The organism is Ohtaekwangia kribbensis (assembly GCF_042676245.1).
Taxonomy (GTDB): domain Bacteria; phylum Bacteroidota; class Bacteroidia; order Cytophagales; family Cyclobacteriaceae; genus Ohtaekwangia; species Ohtaekwangia kribbensis.
Genome location: NZ_JBHTKA010000003.1, coordinates 66,990 through 85,037, shown reverse-complemented (window position 1 = coordinate 85,037; position 18,048 = coordinate 66,990). Strand labels below are relative to the sequence as shown.

13 protein-coding genes are annotated in these 18,048 nt (G+C 43.9%); 7 read left to right on the top strand and 6 right to left on the bottom strand.

The genetic code is table 11. The features are described from left to right. Positions 1–134: 134 nt before the first annotated feature. The 7 genes from rpoB to rpsJ all read left to right on the top strand — a co-directional run bounded on the left by rpoB (position 135) and on the right by rpsJ (position 12,404). Positions 135–4,007: a DNA-directed RNA polymerase subunit beta gene (gene rpoB, locus ACFQ21_RS10870; protein WP_377578849.1), complete on the top strand. Its 3,873-nt coding sequence runs from the start codon at positions 135–137 to the stop codon at positions 4,005–4,007. Positions 4,008–4,104: 97 nt separating this feature from the next. Further along, positions 4,105–8,415 carry a DNA-directed RNA polymerase subunit beta' gene (gene rpoC, locus ACFQ21_RS10865; RefSeq protein WP_377578847.1) on the top strand — a complete coding sequence of 1,437 codons (4,311 nt, stop codon included), beginning with the start codon at positions 4,105–4,107 and terminating at the stop codon, positions 8,413–8,415. Positions 8,416–8,537: 122 nt separating this feature from the next. After that, entirely contained in the window at positions 8,538–8,867 is a 330-nt protein-coding gene (locus tag ACFQ21_RS10860; protein WP_377578845.1) for a DUF3467 domain-containing protein, read from the top strand. 172 nt (positions 8,868–9,039) lie between these two features. Then, positions 9,040–9,462, top strand: a complete 423-nt coding sequence (gene rpsL / locus ACFQ21_RS10855; RefSeq protein ID WP_377578843.1) for a 30S ribosomal protein S12 — start codon at positions 9,040–9,042, stop codon at positions 9,460–9,462. A gap of 12 nt (positions 9,463–9,474) precedes the next feature. After that, positions 9,475–9,942, top strand: coding sequence for a 30S ribosomal protein S7 (gene rpsG / locus ACFQ21_RS10850; protein WP_377578841.1), 468 nt, complete (start codon positions 9,475–9,477; stop codon positions 9,940–9,942). A gap of 16 nt (positions 9,943–9,958) precedes the next feature. Next, positions 9,959–12,076 carry an elongation factor G gene (gene fusA / locus ACFQ21_RS10845; RefSeq protein ID WP_377578839.1) on the top strand — a complete coding sequence of 706 codons (2,118 nt, stop codon included), beginning with the start codon at positions 9,959–9,961 and terminating at the stop codon, positions 12,074–12,076. Positions 12,077–12,098: 22 nt separating this feature from the next. Continuing rightward, the gene (gene rpsJ, locus ACFQ21_RS10840) at positions 12,099–12,404 is read left to right on the top strand and encodes a 30S ribosomal protein S10 (RefSeq protein WP_079688288.1); all 306 of its coding nucleotides are present in this window, start codon (positions 12,099–12,101) and stop codon (positions 12,402–12,404) included. Between the two features lie 102 nt (positions 12,405–12,506). On the opposite strand, the gene ACFQ21_RS10835 is transcribed toward rpsJ, so the two are convergent. The 6 genes from ACFQ21_RS10835 to ACFQ21_RS10810 form a co-directional block, all read right to left on the bottom strand. Continuing rightward, positions 12,507–13,100, bottom strand: coding sequence for a nucleotidyltransferase family protein (locus ACFQ21_RS10835; protein ID WP_377578837.1), 594 nt, complete (start codon positions 13,098–13,100; stop codon positions 12,507–12,509). Between the two features lie 5 nt (positions 13,101–13,105). Then, positions 13,106–13,603 (bottom strand): YybH family protein, encoded by a 498-nt coding sequence (locus ACFQ21_RS10830; protein ID WP_377578835.1) that lies wholly within the window; start codon positions 13,601–13,603, stop codon positions 13,106–13,108. Between the two features lie 19 nt (positions 13,604–13,622). Beyond that, positions 13,623–14,813, bottom strand: a complete 1,191-nt coding sequence (locus ACFQ21_RS10825; RefSeq protein ID WP_377578833.1) for an XdhC family protein — start codon at positions 14,811–14,813, stop codon at positions 13,623–13,625. Between the two features lie 10 nt (positions 14,814–14,823). After that, complete coding sequence (locus ACFQ21_RS10820) at positions 14,824–15,273, bottom strand: nuclear transport factor 2 family protein (protein WP_377578831.1); 450 nt, start codon at positions 15,271–15,273, stop codon at positions 14,824–14,826. 13 nt (positions 15,274–15,286) lie between these two features. After that, positions 15,287–15,703, bottom strand: coding sequence for a c-type cytochrome (locus ACFQ21_RS10815; RefSeq protein ID WP_377578829.1), 417 nt, complete (start codon positions 15,701–15,703; stop codon positions 15,287–15,289). A gap of 77 nt (positions 15,704–15,780) precedes the next feature. Then, on the bottom strand, positions 15,781–17,949 hold the full coding sequence (locus ACFQ21_RS10810) for a molybdopterin cofactor-binding domain-containing protein (protein ID WP_377578827.1): 2,169 nt from the start codon (positions 17,947–17,949) through the stop codon (positions 15,781–15,783). Between the last annotated feature and the right edge of the window lie 99 nt (positions 17,950–18,048).

Sequence of the window (18,048 nt, the reverse complement as noted above, 5' to 3'; positions counted from 1 at the left end):
TCTGACAGCTTCGGTTAGACCCTGTGTCTGTCCTGATCGTAGATCGGGAGGGACAGGGTCTATTCCTATTTGTACTCAAACTTGTATTTCCTTACTGTTCTCCGTCCAGGACTAGAACTTAAACGTTAAATACCTTGGCAAAGAAGACTATTAACGGTAGAATCGACTTCTCAGGAATTGAGAAGATCCTCGAATACCCAGATTTTCTGGACCTTCAACTCCAGTCTTTCAAAGATTTCTTACAGATTGAAACTCCGGCCGAAAAAAGACAAAATGAAGGCTTGTATAAGGTTTTCGCAGAAAACTTCCCGATAAGTGATTCGCGCGAGAACTTCGTATTGGAGTTTGTAGACTATACAATCGATCCGCCGAAGTACTCTGTAGATGAGTGCATCGATCGCGGATTGACTTTCTCCGTACCGTTGAAGGCTAAGCTTCGCCTTACTTGCAACGATGAGGATAACGAAGATTTTGAAACCATTGAACAGGAAGTATTCCTCGGAAATATACCGTATATGACCGAGAAAGGATCGTTCGTGATCAATGGTGCCGAGCGTGTTATTGTATCACAGCTACACCGCTCACCAGGTGTATTCTTTGCCATGAGCAAACACACGAACGGAACGAAACTATACTCTGCGCGTATCATTCCATTCAAAGGATCATGGATTGAATTCGCTACCGATGTTAACGCAGTAATGTATGCGTACATCGATCGTAAGAAGAAATTCCCTGTAACCACGTTGCTCCGCGCAATTGGTTATGGTTCAGATAAAGATATACTTGACCTCTTCGGTTTATCAGAAGAAGTTGAGGCTAACAAAAATACTCTCAAAAAAATAGTAGGTCGTAAACTTGCTGCCCGGGTATTGAAGACCTGGACAGAAGATTTCGTGGACGAAGATACCGGTGAAGTTGTATCGATCGATCGTAACGAAGTGCTGTTAGAGCGCGATCATACTATTGCAGCAGAAGATGTAGACATCATCGTTGAGTCAGGTGTGAAATCAATCATCCTGCACCGCGATGATATTAATATAGCAGACTATAACATCATCTTTAATACACTGGCAAAAGATACATCCAACTCTGAAAAAGAAGCGGTTGAGTATATCTATCGTCAGTTGAGAAATACAGAAGCTCCGGATGAACAAACAGCTCGTGATATCATCAACAGCTTGTTCTTCTCTGAGAAGCGTTATGATTTAGGTGAGGTTGGTCGTTACAGAATCAACAAGAAATTAGGTCTCGATATCAGCTCTGATCAGCGTGTATTGACGAAAGAAGATATCATTCTGATCGTGAAATATCTCATCGGTTTGATCAACTCAAAAGCCGTTGTCGATGATATCGATCACTTGAGTAACAGACGTGTAAGAACAGTTGGCGAACAGCTTTACTCTCAGTTTGGTGTAGGTCTTGCCCGTATGGCGAGAACCATCAAAGAAAGAATGAACGTTCGCGACAATGAAGACTTTAAGCCGGTTGATCTGATCAACGCGCGTACACTGTCTTCTGTGATTAACTCGTTCTTCGGAACGAACCAGTTGTCACAGTTCATGGATCAAACCAACCCGCTTGCTGAGATTACGCACAAACGTAGAATGTCGGCACTCGGTCCTGGAGGTCTTTCACGTGAACGTGCAGGTTTCGAGGTTCGTGACGTGCACTATACGCACTACGGACGTCTCTGTACAATTGAAACTCCTGAAGGTCCAAACATCGGATTGATTTCGTCTCTCTGCGTTCACGCAAAAGTGAACAAGATGGGCTTTATCGAAACACCTTACCGTAAAGTTGAAAATGGTAAAGTGAAAGTAAAAGATCCGGTTGTATTCCTTACGGCAGAAGAAGAAGATACCAACTATATAGCACAAGCGAAGGTACCGATTAAGGCTACCGGTGAGTTTGTGGATGAGAAGATCAAAGCTCGCTTTGAAGGGGACTTCCCGGTAATCGAGCCAAAAGATCTGAAGTATATGGATATTGCACCAAACCAGATCGTTTCGGTGGCTGCTTCGATGATTCCATTTCTTGAGCATGACGATGCGAACCGTGCATTGATGGGATCGAACATGCAACGCCAGGCTGTACCATTGATGAGACCGGAGGCTCCAATCGTAGGTACTGGTCTGGAAGGTCGTGTAGCATTAGACTCACGCGCACTCATTCTTGCAGAAGGTGATGGCGTTGTTGATTTTGTAGATGCGAAAAAGATTGTTATCAAGTACGAGATATCTGAAGAGCAGAGACTCGTAAGCTTCGATGATGAATTCAGAACCTATAACCTGATCAAGTTCAGAAGAACTAACCAGGATACTTGTATCAACCTGACTCCGCTTGTTCGTAAAGGACAGAATGTTGTGAAAGGACAACCACTTTGTCAAGGATATGCAACACAGAACGGAGAGCTCGCACTTGGACGTAACCTTCTTGTAGCATACATGCCATGGCAAGGGTATAACTTCGAGGATGCGATTGTTATCTCTGAAAGAGTAGTTCAGAACGATGTATATACTTCTATACACATCGAAGAATTTGAACTTGAAGTTCGTGATACAAAACGTGGTGAAGAAGAACTTACTTCTGAGATTCCGAACGTAAGCGAAGAAGCTGTTAAACACCTGGATGAAAATGGTATCATCCGTGTTGGTGCAGAAGTACGCGAAGGAGATATTCTGATTGGTAAGATCACTCCGAAAGGAGAAACAGATCCTACACCAGAAGAAAAACTTCTCCGTGCGATCTTCGGTGATAAAGCTGGTGATGTGAAAGATGCTTCCATGAAGGCACCTCCATCACTGAAAGGTGTGGTTATCGATACTAAACTCTTCTCAAGACCGAAACGTGATAAAGACGTTCGTTCGAAGTCGAAGAAAGAACTCGATGCACTGAAGAACAAGTACAGCAAACAACTTGGTGATCTTCGTGATGAAATGATCAAGAAGCTGACTCAGCTGCTGAACGGAAAGAACAGCAATGGAGTGAAACATAAATTCGGTGATGAGTTAGTAAGCAAAGGTGTTAAGTTCTCTGCGAAGGTAATCGAGAACAACCTGTTCCCTGACAAGAACATCTACCGCGATGAAAGTAACTATAACGTTCCGGAAGAAGTTAACCTTATCTCTGACGTAAGTCTTGAGAACTGGACATCTGAAGAGCACACAAACGAGCTCATCGGCCAGATGGTGAAAAACTATATCATCAAGCGTAATACATACGCAGGTGAATTCAAACGCGAACGCTTTACACTTGAAGTAGGAGACGAACTTCCTACAGGCATAGTACAGCTTGCTAAAGTTTACATCGCTAAGAAGCGTAAACTGAAAGTGGGAGATAAGATGGCGGGTCGTCACGGTAACAAAGGTGTTGTGGCACGTATTGTTCGTGAAGAAGATATGCCATTCCTCGAAGATGGAACTCCGGTAGACATCTGCTTGAACCCGCTTGGTGTACCATCGCGTATGAACCTGGGACAGATCTATGAAACTGTCCTTGCATGGGCAGGTTTGAAACTTGGTCGTAAGTATGCAACGCCAATTTTTGATGGTGCTTCATTAGACGAAGTTCAAGGCGAATTGAAAGAAGCTGGTCTGCCTCCTTTTGGACGTACGTATCTGTACGATGGTTTGACCGGAGAGAAATTCGATCAGCCGGTTACAGTAGGTGTAGCCTATATGTTGAAACTCGGCCACTTGGTTGACGATAAGATGCACGCACGTTCTATCGGACCTTACTCACTCATTACGCAACAGCCACTGGGAGGTAAAGCTCAATTCGGTGGTCAGCGTTTCGGAGAGATGGAGGTGTGGGCTATAGAGGCATTCGGTGCTTCGAATATCCTGCAGGAAATCCTTACCATTAAGTCCGATGATGTGATCGGTCGTGCGAAAGCTTACGAAGCGATTGTGAAGGGTGAGAACATGCGCAAGCCAAATATACCGGAGTCGTTCAATGTACTTGTACACGAACTCAGAGGCTTGGCACTGGAGATCACCATGGATTAATAAAGTCTGGTGTGTCTGGAAGTTTGAGCGATGCTTCGTAACTTCCAGACAACACGACTTGTGTACTTTAAGTAGTTATTAACTGAAAACTTACGATATGTCTTTCAGAAAAAATAAAAAGATCAACAACGACTTCTCCAAGATCACCATTAGCTTGGCTTCTCCGGAATCAATTCTGGAAAGTTCACATGGTGAAGTTACACAACCGGAAACCATCAACTACAGAACTTATAAACCTGAAATGGGTGGTTTGTTCTGCGAGCGGATTTTCGGGCCTGTGAAGGATTGGGAATGTCATTGCGGAAAATATAAACGTATTCGTTACAAAGGCATCATCTGTGATCGCTGCGGTGTAGAAGTTACCGAGAAGAAAGTAAGACGCGAGCGCATGGGCCACATCGAACTGGTTGTACCGGTGGCACATATCTGGTATTTCCGTTCACTCCCTAACAAGATCGGTTATCTACTTGGCCTTCCTACCAAGAAGCTTGACCAGATCATATATTATGAACGCTATGTTGTGATTCAGCCAGGTACAAAAGAAGAAGATGGTGTAAACCGTCTCGACTTCCTGACTGAAGAAGAATACCTGGATATCATCGATAAACTCCCTCGCGAGAATCAATTGTTGGATGACAACGATCCGAAGAAGTTCATCGCGAAGATGGGGGCTGAAGCGCTTGAGATGTTGCTGTCAAGAACACAACTCGATACGCTTTCTTACGAATTGAGACACCAGGCAGCTACCGATACATCACAGCAACGTAAGGCTGAGGCATTGAAGCGTTTGAAAGTTGTTGAAGCTTTCCGCGATGCTAAAACTCGCATTGAGAACAAGCCTGAGTGGATGGTGATTAAAATGGTTCCGGTTATTCCTCCGGAATTGCGTCCACTTGTACCGCTGGATGGTGGTCGTTTCGCTACATCGGATTTGAATGACCTTTACAGACGTGTTATTATCCGTAACAACCGTCTGAAGAGATTGATTGATATTAAAGCTCCTGAAGTAATTCTCCGCAACGAGAAGCGTATGCTCCAGGAAGCGGTTGACTCATTGTTCGACAACTCAAGAAAAGTAAACGCTGTTCGTTCCGATGGAAACCGCGCATTGAAGTCTTTGAGTGACATGCTGAAAGGTAAGCAAGGACGTTTCCGCCAGAACTTGCTTGGTAAGCGTGTTGACTACTCTGGTCGTTCTGTAATTGTGGTTGGTCCTGAACTGAAACTCCACGAGTGCGGTCTGCCAAAAGATATGGCAGCTGAGTTGTTCAAGCCATTCATCATTCGCAAGCTGATCGAAAGGGGAATTGTAAAAACAGTGAAGTCAGCAAAGAAAATTGTTGACAGAAAAGATCCTGTGATCTGGGATATTTTGGAAAACGTATTGAAAGGACACCCTGTTCTTTTGAACCGCGCTCCAACACTTCACAGACTTGGTATTCAGGCATTCCAGCCTAAACTGATCGAAGGAAAGGCGATCCAGCTCCACCCGCTCGTATGTACTGCGTTTAACGCTGACTTTGACGGTGACCAGATGGCGGTTCACGTTCCTCTCGGACAGGAAGCTATATTGGAAGCTTCGTTATTGATGTTGTCTTCACACAACATTCTTAACCCTGCTAACGGTGCGCCTATCACAGTACCTTCACAAGACATGGTGTTGGGTCTGTATTACCTCACAAAAGGAAGAAAGGGAACCCCGGAGCACGCTATCAAAGGAGAAGGCAAACGCTATTACTCTGCAGAAGAAGTAATCGTTGCTTTCAACGAAGGAAGACTTTCCAAGCACGCTAACATTAAAGTTCGTGCGAATGTAAAAGACAAGAAGACAGGCGATTTGACTATGCAGATGATCGACACAGTTGCTGGTCGTGTAATCTTCAATCAATTCGTTCCAGAAGAAGTAGGCTTTGTGGATGAACTTCTTACAAAGAAGAAACTGCAAACTATCATCTCTGACATATACAAAATTGCAGGTCAGTCTAAGACTGCCAAGTTCCTCGATGATATCAAAGAACTCGGATTCCAGATGGCCTACAAAGGTGGCTTGTCCATGGGCTTGAACGATGTAAAAGTTCCCGCCGAAAAAGAAAAACTTGTAGCAAGTGCCCAGGAAGAAGTTGATGCCGTATGGAACAACTACATGATGGGTCTTATCACAGATAACGAGCGTTACAACCAGGTAATCGATATCTGGACTCGTACCAACACGCTGCTTACCAACACGCTGATGAAGCAGTTGGAAGAAGATCAGCAAGGTTTCAACTCGATCTATATGATGATGCACTCCGGTGCTCGTGGTTCGAGAGAGCAGATCCGCCAGTTAGGTGGTATGCGTGGTCTGATGGCGAAGCCTCAGAAAAACCTTGCAGGTTCAGTTGGTTCGATTATCGAAAACCCGATCCTTTCAAACTTTAAAGAAGGTCTGGACGTGTTGGAGTACTTTATCTCTACACACGGTGCGCGTAAAGGTCTTGCCGATACAGCGTTGAAAACAGCGGATGCTGGTTACTTAACGCGTAGGCTTGTAGATGTTGCGCAGGATCTTGTGATCAGCGAAGATGACTGCGGAACATTGCGCGGTCTGAAAGTAACAGCACTGAAAGACAACGAAGATATAGTTGAACCTCTGTCAGAACGTATTCTGGGCCGTGTAACGGTGCATGATATATATGATCCAATGACAGATGAATTGATCTGCCCTGCAAACTCTGAGATTACAGATGAGCTTGCTAAGCTGATCGAGGATACAGCGATTGAAGAAGTTGAGATTCGTTCGCTTCTTACTTGCGAATCGAAAGTAGGAGGTTGTGCTAAATGCTACGGTCGTAACCTGGCTACTGGTAAAATGGTACAAGCTGGTGAAGCAGTAGGTGTAATTGCAGCACAGTCGATCGGTGAACCTGGTACACAGCTTACACTTCGTACCTTCCACGTGGGGGGTACTGCATCTAACATCGCGGTAGAAGCAAACATCAAGGCGAAATTCAGTGGTGTTCTTGAGTTCGAAGGTATCCGTACTATCGATACAACTGACAATGATAACAACCCGATCCAGGTAGTAATGGGGCGTACCGGTGAAATCAGGATCACGGATAATGAGAAGACGAGAGTGTTGATCACGAACCACGTTCCCTACGGTGCCTTCCTGAAAGTGAAAGATGGACAGAAAGTTGAGAAAGGTGAGGAGCTTTGCTTCTGGGATCCTTACAACGCTGTGATCCTGTCTGAGTTTGATGGAACGATCGAATACGAAGCGATCATCGAAGGTGTTACTTACAAGGAAGAGTCAGATGAGCAGACTGGTCACCGTGAGAAAGTAATTACTGAAACTCGCGATAAGACTAAGAACCCTGCTATCGTAGTAAAAGGTAAAACAGATACAAAAGGATATAACATCCCGGTAGGTGCTCACTTGGCAGTAGATGAAGGTGAGAAGATCAAAGCCGGTCAGGTACTCGCTAAGATTCCACGTACAATGGGTAAATCACGCGATATCACGGGGGGTCTGCCACGCGTAACGGAATTGTTCGAAGCGCGTAACCCTTCTAACCCCGCGGTAGTAAGTGAGATCGATGGTGTTGTTACCTACGGAGGTATTAAACGCGGTAACCGCGAAATCTTCATCGAATCACGTGATGGTGTACAGAAGCGTTATTTAGTACCGCTGTCTAAACACATCCTGGTTCAAGATAACGACTTCGTGAAAGCCGGTCAGCCATTGTCAGATGGTTCTATTACTCCTTCTGATATTCTTTCGATCAAAGGTCCCACTGCTGTACAGGAATACCTTGTGAACGAAATTCAGGAAGTATACCGTCTGCAAGGTGTGAAGATCAACGATAAGCACATCGAAGCTATTGTAAGCCAGATGATGCAGAAAGTTGAAATCATCGACCCGGGAGATACAAGCTTCCTGCCTGGCGAGTATGTAGATAAGCTTCAGTTCAGAGAAGATAACGACCAGATCCTTGATAAGAAGGTTGTGGTAGATGCTGGTGATTCTCAGACGTTAAAACCTGGTCAGATCATTACTGCCCGTGAACTGAGAGATGAGAACTCAATCCTGCGCAGAAAAGATCAGAAACTGGTTGAAGTACGCGATGCACTTGCTGCGGTTTCAAGACCAACGCTTCAGGGTATTACCCAGGCATCGTTGAAAACAGAAAGTTGGTTATCTGCAGCGTCCTTCCAGGAAACTACCAAGGTACTCAGCGAAGCTGCGATCCGCGGTAAGACTGACTGGTTGAATGGATTGAAAGAAAACGTAATTGTAGGTCACTTGATTCCTGCTGGTACAGGTCAACGCAGATTTAGCGATTTGATCGTGACACACAAGAATGAGTACAACACATTGGTGAATGCTCCTGAGAAAACTCGCGACCGCGAGAAGGAATTACAGGATTAACATTACCAAGAAATAAAACAATCTGCGGATGTGCCCTGTGGCCATCCGCATTTTGCTTATAGGGTATATAAAGGATGGCCTGAAGATTTAGAGGGTCAGTCGTTGGAAATCAGGAAAGAAATATGGCAGACGAAAAAAATAAGCAAGCTCCTACTCAGAACCAGATTAATATTGAACTTTCAGAGGAAATCGCTGAAGGCATTTATTCTAACCTGGCAATGATCGCTCACTCCAATAGTGAGTTTGTAATTGATTTTATACGCCTGATGCCCGGTGTGCCGAAGGCGAAAGTAAAATCCAGGATTGTGATTACTCCGGAACATGCCAAACGCTTTCTATTGGCGTTGAAGGATAATATCGATAAATACGAGGCGAGCTTCGGTCCCATAAAAAGAACGGAAGATATGCCTAAGTTCCCCATGAATTTTGGGGGAACTGTTGGTGAAGCCTAGCATTTTTCAGAAACGGGAGCGGGTTAAATCATTAAAATCGTGCTAATAGCCGGATTTAACTGTTTATTAATGCTTATTCTGCTAAAAATAATCTAACATGACTTTGCAAGCTGTATTACTTTAAATACCTTTGCAGTCCTAATTTTTGAAAGGTTTATAAAAATAAATATAAATGCCTACCATTCAACAACTTGTAAGAAAAGGGCGTAAGAAACTGGAGTTTAAATCAAAATCTCCGGCCCTTGATTCTTGCCCACAGAAGCGTGGAGTATGTACACGTGTGTACACAACAACTCCTAAAAAGCCTAACTCTGCTATGCGTAAAGTAGCTCGTGTTCGCTTAGTAAGCGGCAAAGAGGTGAACGCATACATCATGGGTGAAGGCCACAACCTGCAAGAGCACTCTATCGTGCTGATCCGTGGTGGTCGTGTAAAAGATCTTCCCGGTGTTCGTTACCACATTATCCGTGGTGCATTGGATACTGCAGGTGTGAATGGTCGCAAACAAAGCCGTTCTAAATATGGTGCTAAACGTCCTAAGCCAGGTGCAGCAGCTCCTGCAGGTAAAGGTGCACCGGCAAAAGGTAAAAAATAACAGGATAGAGCCATGAGAAAGACAAAACCTAAAAAGAGATATCTTCTTCCTGATCCTAAGTTCAACGATACACTTGTAACCAAGTTCGTGAACTACCTGATGGAGCAGGGCAAGAAAAGCGTTGCCTATGGTATTTTCTATGATGCAGTTGCATTGGTTGAAAAGAAAACCAATGAAAGCGGTCTGGAAGTATGGAAGCGCGCTATGAACAACCTGATGCCTTCTGTAGAAGTAAAAAGTAGACGTGTAGGTGGTGCTACTTTCCAGGTTCCGGTTGAAATTCGTCCGGAACGTAAAATAAACCTTAGCATCAAGTGGTTGATTGACTATTCAAGACTTCGTGGTGAAAAAACCATGATGGATAAACTTGCTGCTGAAATCATCGCTGCATCAAAAGGCGAAGGTGCTGCTATCAAGAAGAAAGATGATACACACCGTATGGCAGAAGCTAACAAGGCATTTTCACATTTCAGATTCTAATTAGAGGAACCAGGTAATGTCTAGAGATTTAAAATACACCAGAAACATTGGTATCGCTGCTCACATCGATGCTGGTAAAACAACAACTACAGAGCGTATTCTGTACTATGCCGGTGTTAACCACAAGATCGGTGAAGTACACGAAGGTGCTGCTACCATGGACTGGATGGCACAGGAGCAAGAAAGAGGTATTACCATTACTTCTGCGGCAACTACCGTTTTCTGGAACTATAGAAGCAATAAGTACAACGTAAACATTATCGATACGCCTGGTCACGTTGACTTTACCGTTGAGGTAAACCGCTCATTGCGCGTATTGGATGGTCTGGTATTTTTGTTCAGTGCTGTTGATGGTGTTGAACCTCAATCAGAAACCAACTGGCGCCTTGCTGATAACTACAAGGTAGCACGTATCGGTTTCGTGAATAAAATGGACCGTGCCGGCTCTGATTTCCTCGGGGTTTGCAAGCAGGTAAAAGAAAAGCTCGGTAGCCATGCCGTTGCATTACAGTTACCTATTGGTTCTGAAGATAACTTCCGTGGTGTTGTTGATCTGGTAAACAACCGCGGTATCATTTGGAATGAGCACGACAAAGGTATGACGTACGAAGTTGTACCGATTCCTGAAGATATGAAAGATGAGGTACTCGAATACAGAGAAAAGCTTCTTGAAGCTGTTGCTGAATTTGACGAATCATTGATGGAGAAATTCTTCGAAGATCCTAACTCGATCTCTGAAGCAGAAATATTAACAGCTCTTCGTAAGGCTACTATAGCTATGAAGGTTGTTCCTATGGTTTGTGGGTCATCTTTCAAAAACAAAGGTGTTCAAACCATGCTTGACTACGTGATGGAACTTCTTCCTTCACCGCTTGATAAAGACAACATTGTTGGTACTAATCCCGACAATGATGAAGAGGTTGTTATCAGACCGGATGAAAAAGAGCCATTCGCAGCCCTTGCATTTAAGATCGCTACTGACCCATTCGTAGGACGTCTTTGTTTCGTACGTGCTTATTCAGGTATTCTTGAATCAGGTTCGTATGTATACAATACACGCTCGGAAGCGAAAGAACGTATTTCCCGAGTATTCCAGATGCACGCCAACAAACAAAATCAGATCGAAAGACTGGTTGCTGGTGACATTGGTGCGGTAGTAGGTTTCAAGGATATAAAAACTGGTGATACACTTTGTGATGAGAAGCGTAAAGTTGTTCTCGAATCAATGGTGTTCCCTGAGCCGGTTATCGGTTATGCAATTGAGCCTAAGAAACAGGCTGATGTTGATAAACTCGGTATGGCAATCGCGAAACTAGTTGAAGAAGATCCAACGCTTCGCGTTAACACAGATCAGGAAACAGGTCAGACTATTCTTCGTGGTATGGGTGAACTTCACCTTGAAATTATCATCGATCGTCTGAAGCGTGAGTTCAAAGTTGAAATCAACCAGGGTGCTCCTCAGGTTGCTTACAAAGAGGCTCTTACGAAATCTGTTGAACATAAAGAAGTTTATAAGAAGCAGACCGGTGGTCGTGGTAAATTTGCCGATATCGTATTTGAGATCGGACCACGCGAACTGAAAGAGGGCGACAAAGAAGGACTCGAGTTTGTGAACGATATCGTTGGTGGTGTTATTCCTCGCGAATTCATCCAACCAGTGCAAAAAGGTTTCGAAAGCGCTATGTCTAACGGACCATTGGCTGGATATCCGATCGACTCCATGAAAGTTCGTCTGTTCCACGGTTCTTACCACGATGTGGACTCTGACGCTCTGTCGTTCGAATTAGCTGCTCGTCTTGGCTTTAAAGAAGCTGCTGCTAAGTGTGCTCCTCAATTGCTGGAACCTATCATGTCTGTGGAAGTAACTAGCCCTGACGAGTATACTGGTTCTGTAACAGGTGACCTTAACAGAAGACGCGGTGTAATGAAAGGTATGGACACGCGCGCAGGTGCTCAGCTTATCAGAGCAGATGTTCCGTTGAAAGAACTCTTCGGTTACATCACTGATTTGAGAACACTTACTTCAGGACGTGCTTCTGCATCCCTGACGTTCTCACACTATGCTGCGGTTCCAAAGAACCTTGCCGACAAAGTAATTGAAGAAGTAAAAGGCGCTGTTGCCGCTAAGTCATAAACATCTAAAAGGCGTTTAGATCATGAATCAGAAAATAAGAATAAAACTCAAGTCTTACGATCACAATCTGGTTGACAAGTCATCCGAGAAAATCGTAAGAGCAGTAAAGGCAACCGGTGCAGTAGTAAGCGGTCCTATACCATTACCAACCGAGAAAGAGAAATTTACTGTACTTCGTTCTCCACACGTTAACAAAAAGTCACGTGAGCAGTTTCAACTTTGCACGTACAAGCGCCTGGTTGATATCTACTCTAACAGCGCTAAGACTGTTGATGCTTTGATGAAGCTCGAACTCCCTAGCGGTGTTGACGTTGAGATCAAAGTATAGTTAAAAGAATACTTAAAACTTGAAAGAAGCTACTTCGAAAGAAGTAGCTTCTTTTTTGTTTTATGCCGTGCCGGTACAGGTTATCCGATGAAATATAGACAGCTATTTATTAGAATTGATAAAACGTTGATAATCCTCAGGAGTGTCAAGGTCAATGGAGCCTTCGGGGAAGGGAATTAATTCTGTTGCCGCTATATGTTTTTGAATTATCTTCTTCGCTCCATGAGCATCATCCATATTGAGTAGCTCTGTAAATAGACTTTTATCAAACAAAGCCGGAACTCCGGGAGCATCTGAATAGAAAGACGCGACAATTGATTTGTTGCTGGGTTTATAGTGTTGAACAAGACTTTCAAGATATGTCGTTGTTACAGCGGGCTGATCGCATACGAGTATAAGCGCTGCATCTATAGCAGGCGATAGCGAAAGTAAATATTGTAAACCTGTCTTAAGCGAGCTACCCATTCCATTCTGCCACGTGTGATTGGTTACAGTGTGAACATTTGTGTTCTGTAAAATGGAAGTATGTTCAGCTTCATTCGAACCGAGCACTACAACGGTGTGGCCAGGCTGCAGCTGCAGGGCTATATGTACAGCTCGCACCAGCAATGTTGTGCCTTGTATAGGAAGTAATTGTTTGGATTGCCCCATTCTTGATGACGAACCCGCTGCCAGAATAATAACACCTGTATTCATCGTGGTTACTCGAGTGGCTGAGCTGCTGCAAAATCTTTTTCACCGATCGTTCCTCCTTCTGAGGAATCAGAGTCAACGAGGATTTTCCAAGTGCCGTTTTCTTTTCGGAGCACTACATGAAATTTACCATAGAAGCTTCTGCTTTCACCTTGTGCCTTGATGACGGTGGTTTTATATATACCTACTTCGAACGCTTGACTCTCATTGGCCATTCGTTCGAGGAAGCGAAGTTCGATGGTTCGTTTTGTTTTTTGTTGTGTTGATCGTTTATCTCCTTCTTCATTCTGTTTCTTATACTGTTCGAAATTCCACACGGTTTTTGAATCGCGAGGTGCGCGCACAAGATCGTGTGAGTGAACGGCCATAAAGCCTTTGGTGTCGTGGTTGCTAAATGTTGTTATGAAAGGCTTCCAGACCTGGTCGGTAATTTGTTTCTGTGCATCCTGCGAATAGCTGATGAGCGATATACCCAGTACAATAAATAACAGAATGAATTTATGCATAGTAGAGCAAGGTGAGTACTTATGAACTTTGTGCCGTGCGCTCTTCCAGTTCGTGCAGATATACCTGTTTAAATACCTGGTCGCTGGCTGTGTCGCGTTGATGGATCGGACCGGTTCTATATTTCAAGAATCCTCCGGAGCGATTCGAAAATTTACTTTGAATCTCGGCTATTATCGAAACAGCAATTTCATCCGGAGCTTCCGCTCCTATATCCAGTCCGATTGGGGAATGAATGCGATGCGCGTCCTTTGATGAAAGTGTAATCCCTTCTCTTGAAAAATCTGAAAGCATTTTATCAAAGCGTTTACGCGGACCAAGTATACCTATATAAGGAGCTTCACTCTTTAAAAGTTTTTTCAGTACATCACGATCGTACTCATAGTTATGAGACATCAGCACGCACGCGGTATAGGGCGTAATGTGAAAATCACGATCCACAAAATCGCGATGGCAGAGCGATAGATTATCGGCTGTAGGAAAGAATAACGGGGCTATATGGGCCACACACTCATCGGTAATGGTCACTTCCCATCCCAATGACTTAGCAAGCTGACTAACCGGTCGGGCATCAAAACCTCCTCCGAAAATAATCAACGATACAGAAGGTTGAATCATTTCAATAAAAACTTCGGTCTCATTGCCTTGTGTATGATATACTTTGGCTTCCGATTTTTTGGAGTCGAATAACTTTTCAAGATCTGCGGAGATGAGATATTCCAGCTCGTCATCTTCCAGATTATGAAGTTTGGTAGCCCCCGGTGTAATCAATAACTTTTTACCGATCGCGGTAGGATTGGAATGCGAAAATATAGTCGCCAATGCAACCGGGGCATTCATTTTAATAATTGACTCAAAGAAGCGTGTAGGGTTATCGTTGTCTGCAGGATCAACCGGCTCGATCAGTACATCGATCACTCCGTTGCAGCCTAATCCGATGCCGAGGTTTTGATTGCTCTCTTCACGGGTATCGTATGTCACCGTAACAGGTTGCTTGTCCGTCATTACCTGTCGTGCCTTTCGCAGGGCATCACCTTCCAGGCAGCCTCCGCTGATGGAGCCAACCCATTTACCATCGTCCATGATAAGCATGCGAGCACCCGGGCTTCTATACGATGAGCCTCTCACTTTAACAACTGTTGCCAATGCCGCTTTGCGTTGACTGAAATCAATCTTCTTATATTCCTGCAGTATCGTTCTAAACTCCTTCATCACTGTACATTTACTTACGAACTACCTTATCACCAGAGGTATGAGAGGCTATCGCTTTCCAGATGCCGTTGCGTTTTATAAGAACGTTGGATGACTGGTATATAAACTCATAGTCACCCTTGTCATCTTTACTTTGTATAACGCCCGTACCTGAAACAATAGCAGTATTGTTTTCAAATATATCCAGCCGTTTTATGTTGAACTTAAATGATTTATAAGCGGGCTTGTTCTTCTTTATATAGGCCAGCTCTTCTTTCTTGCTAGACCATTCACCATCAGATCCAATCATCTTGAATTCATCGGCCAGGATTCTGTCTAATAGCACCGTGTCCTGCTCCCGGTATGCCTTGGGCCATTCTACTTCTTTCAGGTGGCGTAGTGCCTTCTCATCTTCAGCCTTGGTTTGTGCAAGGCTATACCATGCCGGCAGCAGGAATGAAAAGAACAGAATCCACTTCATATATAGGCGTATATTATCGCGCTGTTTTTACTTCTTCCGGCTTAACCGCATCGCCTTTGTTACCCCACGAGTTGCGTACGTAGTTCAGTACATCGCTAACTTCTTCGTCTGTGAGCTCAACGCCAGGCATGTCTCCATTGTAAGTAACGCCATTAACTTTTATCTCTCCGCTTACACCGTGAATCACCTGTTGTATCGAACGTTTTTTGTCGGCCATCAGGTAGTCTGATTTAGCCAGGGGAGGAAATACACCCTCCATACCTTCACCCTGTTCCATGTGGCAGTTCATACACTGCGCAGTATATACTTCTTTGCCCTTGGTTATACTTGCTTTCAAATCAAATTTTGGTTTTTGCTGAAAAGCTGTTAGCAAAAATCCGGTAGCGGCAATGGCAGCAGCGGTTACAAAATAATTTACCTTCATCTTCATGCGTTATGTTCTGTTCTTCTGTTTCTAAAGAAATATTTATATTCTTTATACGAGGGCTTTATCTAACTATATATAAACTATACTTCTTCAAGATTGAACGGCAGCTTGCGAATTCGCTTCGAAGTAAGATCGAATATCGCATTGGTCAGTGCGGGTGCAATAGGAGGTAAGCTTGGTTCACCAACACCTCCGGCCTTCTCGTCATTTTCCATAATGTGAATTTCAATTTCAGGAGTGTCCGTAATGCGTGGCATTTTATAGGTATTGAAATTCTGCTCTACAGCTTTGCCATCTTTAAAGTGTGTGGCATGTGTAACCGCAGCGCCAAGTCCCATAATTATACTTCCTTCAATTTGAGCTTTAATGATGTCAGGGTTTACATACCATCCACAATCCATCACAGCCCATACTTTATCAATCTTAACTTTTCCATCAGCTTTCTTCGATACCTTCACTACTTCACCTACTATACTCGAAAAACTTTCAGCGATAGCAACGCCATAACCTTCACCTTTCTTTCGGTTCTTCCATCCGGAAACTTCTTCCAGTTTGTTAATCAGTTCATGATAGCGTCCATCATGCAAATGAGGTCTTCTGAAATCAAGCGGATCTTTTCCCGCTTTCGCAGCCAGCTCATCCATGAAACTTTCCATCGCGAATGCGTTTGTAGAAGCATATACTGAGCGCCACCACATTACCGGTATAGGTACATCCAGCGGACTATCAGAGAAGCTATAGTGCTGCAGTGAATTCAGGTACGTTTCCAGGAAACCTTCAGTAGCCGAACCGTTGTACGATTTCTTGTCAGCATTGGGCCACTGGTGATCCATGTTCTGGCCGGCCGTACGCATTATATAGGACTCTATATTCCCATTCGCATTAACAGAGCCTTTGCAATGATACATCATACCCGGACGGAACGGACCTTGTGTAGTATCATCTTCACGTGTCCACACAACTTGTACCGGGGCCTTAACTTCTTTTGAAATAACAGCGGCTTCGTGTGGATAATCCATAAACGCTTTACGTCCGAAACCTCCACCGAGGAAAGTCATGTTAACGATGATTTTTTCTTTCGGCAAGCTTAACAGGTTGCTCAGGAAATCCTGAACCCAATCCGGTCCTTGTATAGGTCCCCATATTTCAACTTTATCGTCCTGGTAATGTGCTACACAGTTAAGGGGTTCCATGCACGCATGCGACTCGTATGGAGTTTCATAAGTCGCTTCGATTTTATTTTCTGATTTTTGATATACAACTTCAGCATCTCCTTTGGTGCGCACCGAAAGGCTGTTGTTACTCTTCAGTGCGTCACTCATGCGGGCGTAGAGTTGCTCGGTGCTCAGGTGTTCAAAACCAGAGTCATCCCATTCTACTTTCAATACTTTTCTTCCCTGCATGGCAGACCACAGATTGTCGGCAACCACGGCAACACCTTCACGAAATGTATTGAACACACTCATCTTTACCGGTATCACATGTTTTACTCCGGGTACTTTTTTCGTTTCAGTATCATCGAAGCTTTTTACTTTACCATGAAAGCGCGGGTTACGTTCAACCACTGCATATAGCATACCCGGTAATTTTTTATCGAGGCCAAATATAGCCGAACCGTTTGTTTTCAGTGGAGTATCCTGCCGGGGTAATGGCTTGCGTATAATTTTATACTCTTCCGGTAATTTTAGTTTTACATTTTTTGGAGCTTCCAGTTTGGATGCTTCCTGAACCAGTTCACCATAATGGAATTTCTTGCCAGATGGTTTATGAATTACGCGTCCGCCTTCTGCGTAGCATTCTGCTTTGGATACATTCCATTTTTTAGCAGCGGCTTCGATCAGCATTTCGCGTGCTGTAGCACTTAGCTTTAAAAGTTTTTTATAGGTACCGCGTATCGTTGAACTTCCACCGGTGATCTGACTTCCATACTTCGCGTTGTTACCCTGCGCGAAGACTATATTTATATCGCTCAGGTTTACTTCCAGTTCTTCGGCTATCATTTGTGGAACAGATTGAAAAGAACCTTGTCCCATTTCAGAGCGGTGATTGGTAATGGTAACTTTACCATTGGTATCAATGGTTATCCAGGCGTTCATTTCAATGCCCAGGTTTTCTGCTGCTTCCGGAGTTATAATCTCGGCTTCTTTACCCGCAGCCTGCGAGTAAAGCCCCAAGGTTAATGCAGCACCGGTAAGACTGGAGAATTTAATAAAATTTCTCCGTGATATATTTTTAGATATTGCTTCCATGGTATAGCTGTAAAAGTATATATGTAAAGTATAAACAATGATGTAATGCCAGCAACAGGACAGACTATATATAGTCCTGATCTTACTGAAAGCATCAAT

Bases quoted from the DNA above. Each gene is read 5' to 3' on its own strand.
- ACFQ21_RS10820 (WP_377578831.1), bottom strand. From the start codon at position 15,273: ATGAAGTGGATTCTGTTCTTTTCATTCCTGCTGCCGGCATGGTATAGC.
- rpsG (WP_377578841.1), top strand. From the start codon at position 9,475: ATGAGAAAGACAAAACCTAAAAAGAGATATCTTCTTCCTGATCCTAAG.
- rpoC (WP_377578847.1), top strand. From the start codon at position 4,105: ATGTCTTTCAGAAAAAATAAAAAGATCAACAACGACTTCTCCAAGATC.
- rpsJ (WP_079688288.1), top strand. From the start codon at position 12,099: ATGAATCAGAAAATAAGAATAAAACTCAAGTCTTACGATCACAATCTG.
- ACFQ21_RS10815 (WP_377578829.1), bottom strand. From the start codon at position 15,703: ATGAAGATGAAGGTAAATTATTTTGTAACCGCTGCTGCCATTGCCGCT.
- ACFQ21_RS10810 (WP_377578827.1), bottom strand. From the start codon at position 17,949: ATGGAAGCAATATCTAAAAATATATCACGGAGAAATTTTATTAAATTC.
- rpsL (WP_377578843.1), top strand. From the start codon at position 9,040: ATGCCTACCATTCAACAACTTGTAAGAAAAGGGCGTAAGAAACTGGAG.
- ACFQ21_RS10835 (WP_377578837.1), bottom strand. From the start codon at position 13,100: ATGAATACAGGTGTTATTATTCTGGCAGCGGGTTCGTCATCAAGAATG.
- fusA (WP_377578839.1), top strand. From the start codon at position 9,959: ATGTCTAGAGATTTAAAATACACCAGAAACATTGGTATCGCTGCTCAC.
- ACFQ21_RS10860 (WP_377578845.1), top strand. From the start codon at position 8,538: ATGGCAGACGAAAAAAATAAGCAAGCTCCTACTCAGAACCAGATTAAT.
- ACFQ21_RS10830 (WP_377578835.1), bottom strand. From the start codon at position 13,603: ATGCATAAATTCATTCTGTTATTTATTGTACTGGGTATATCGCTCATC.
- ACFQ21_RS10825 (WP_377578833.1), bottom strand. From the start codon at position 14,813: ATGAAGGAGTTTAGAACGATACTGCAGGAATATAAGAAGATTGATTTC.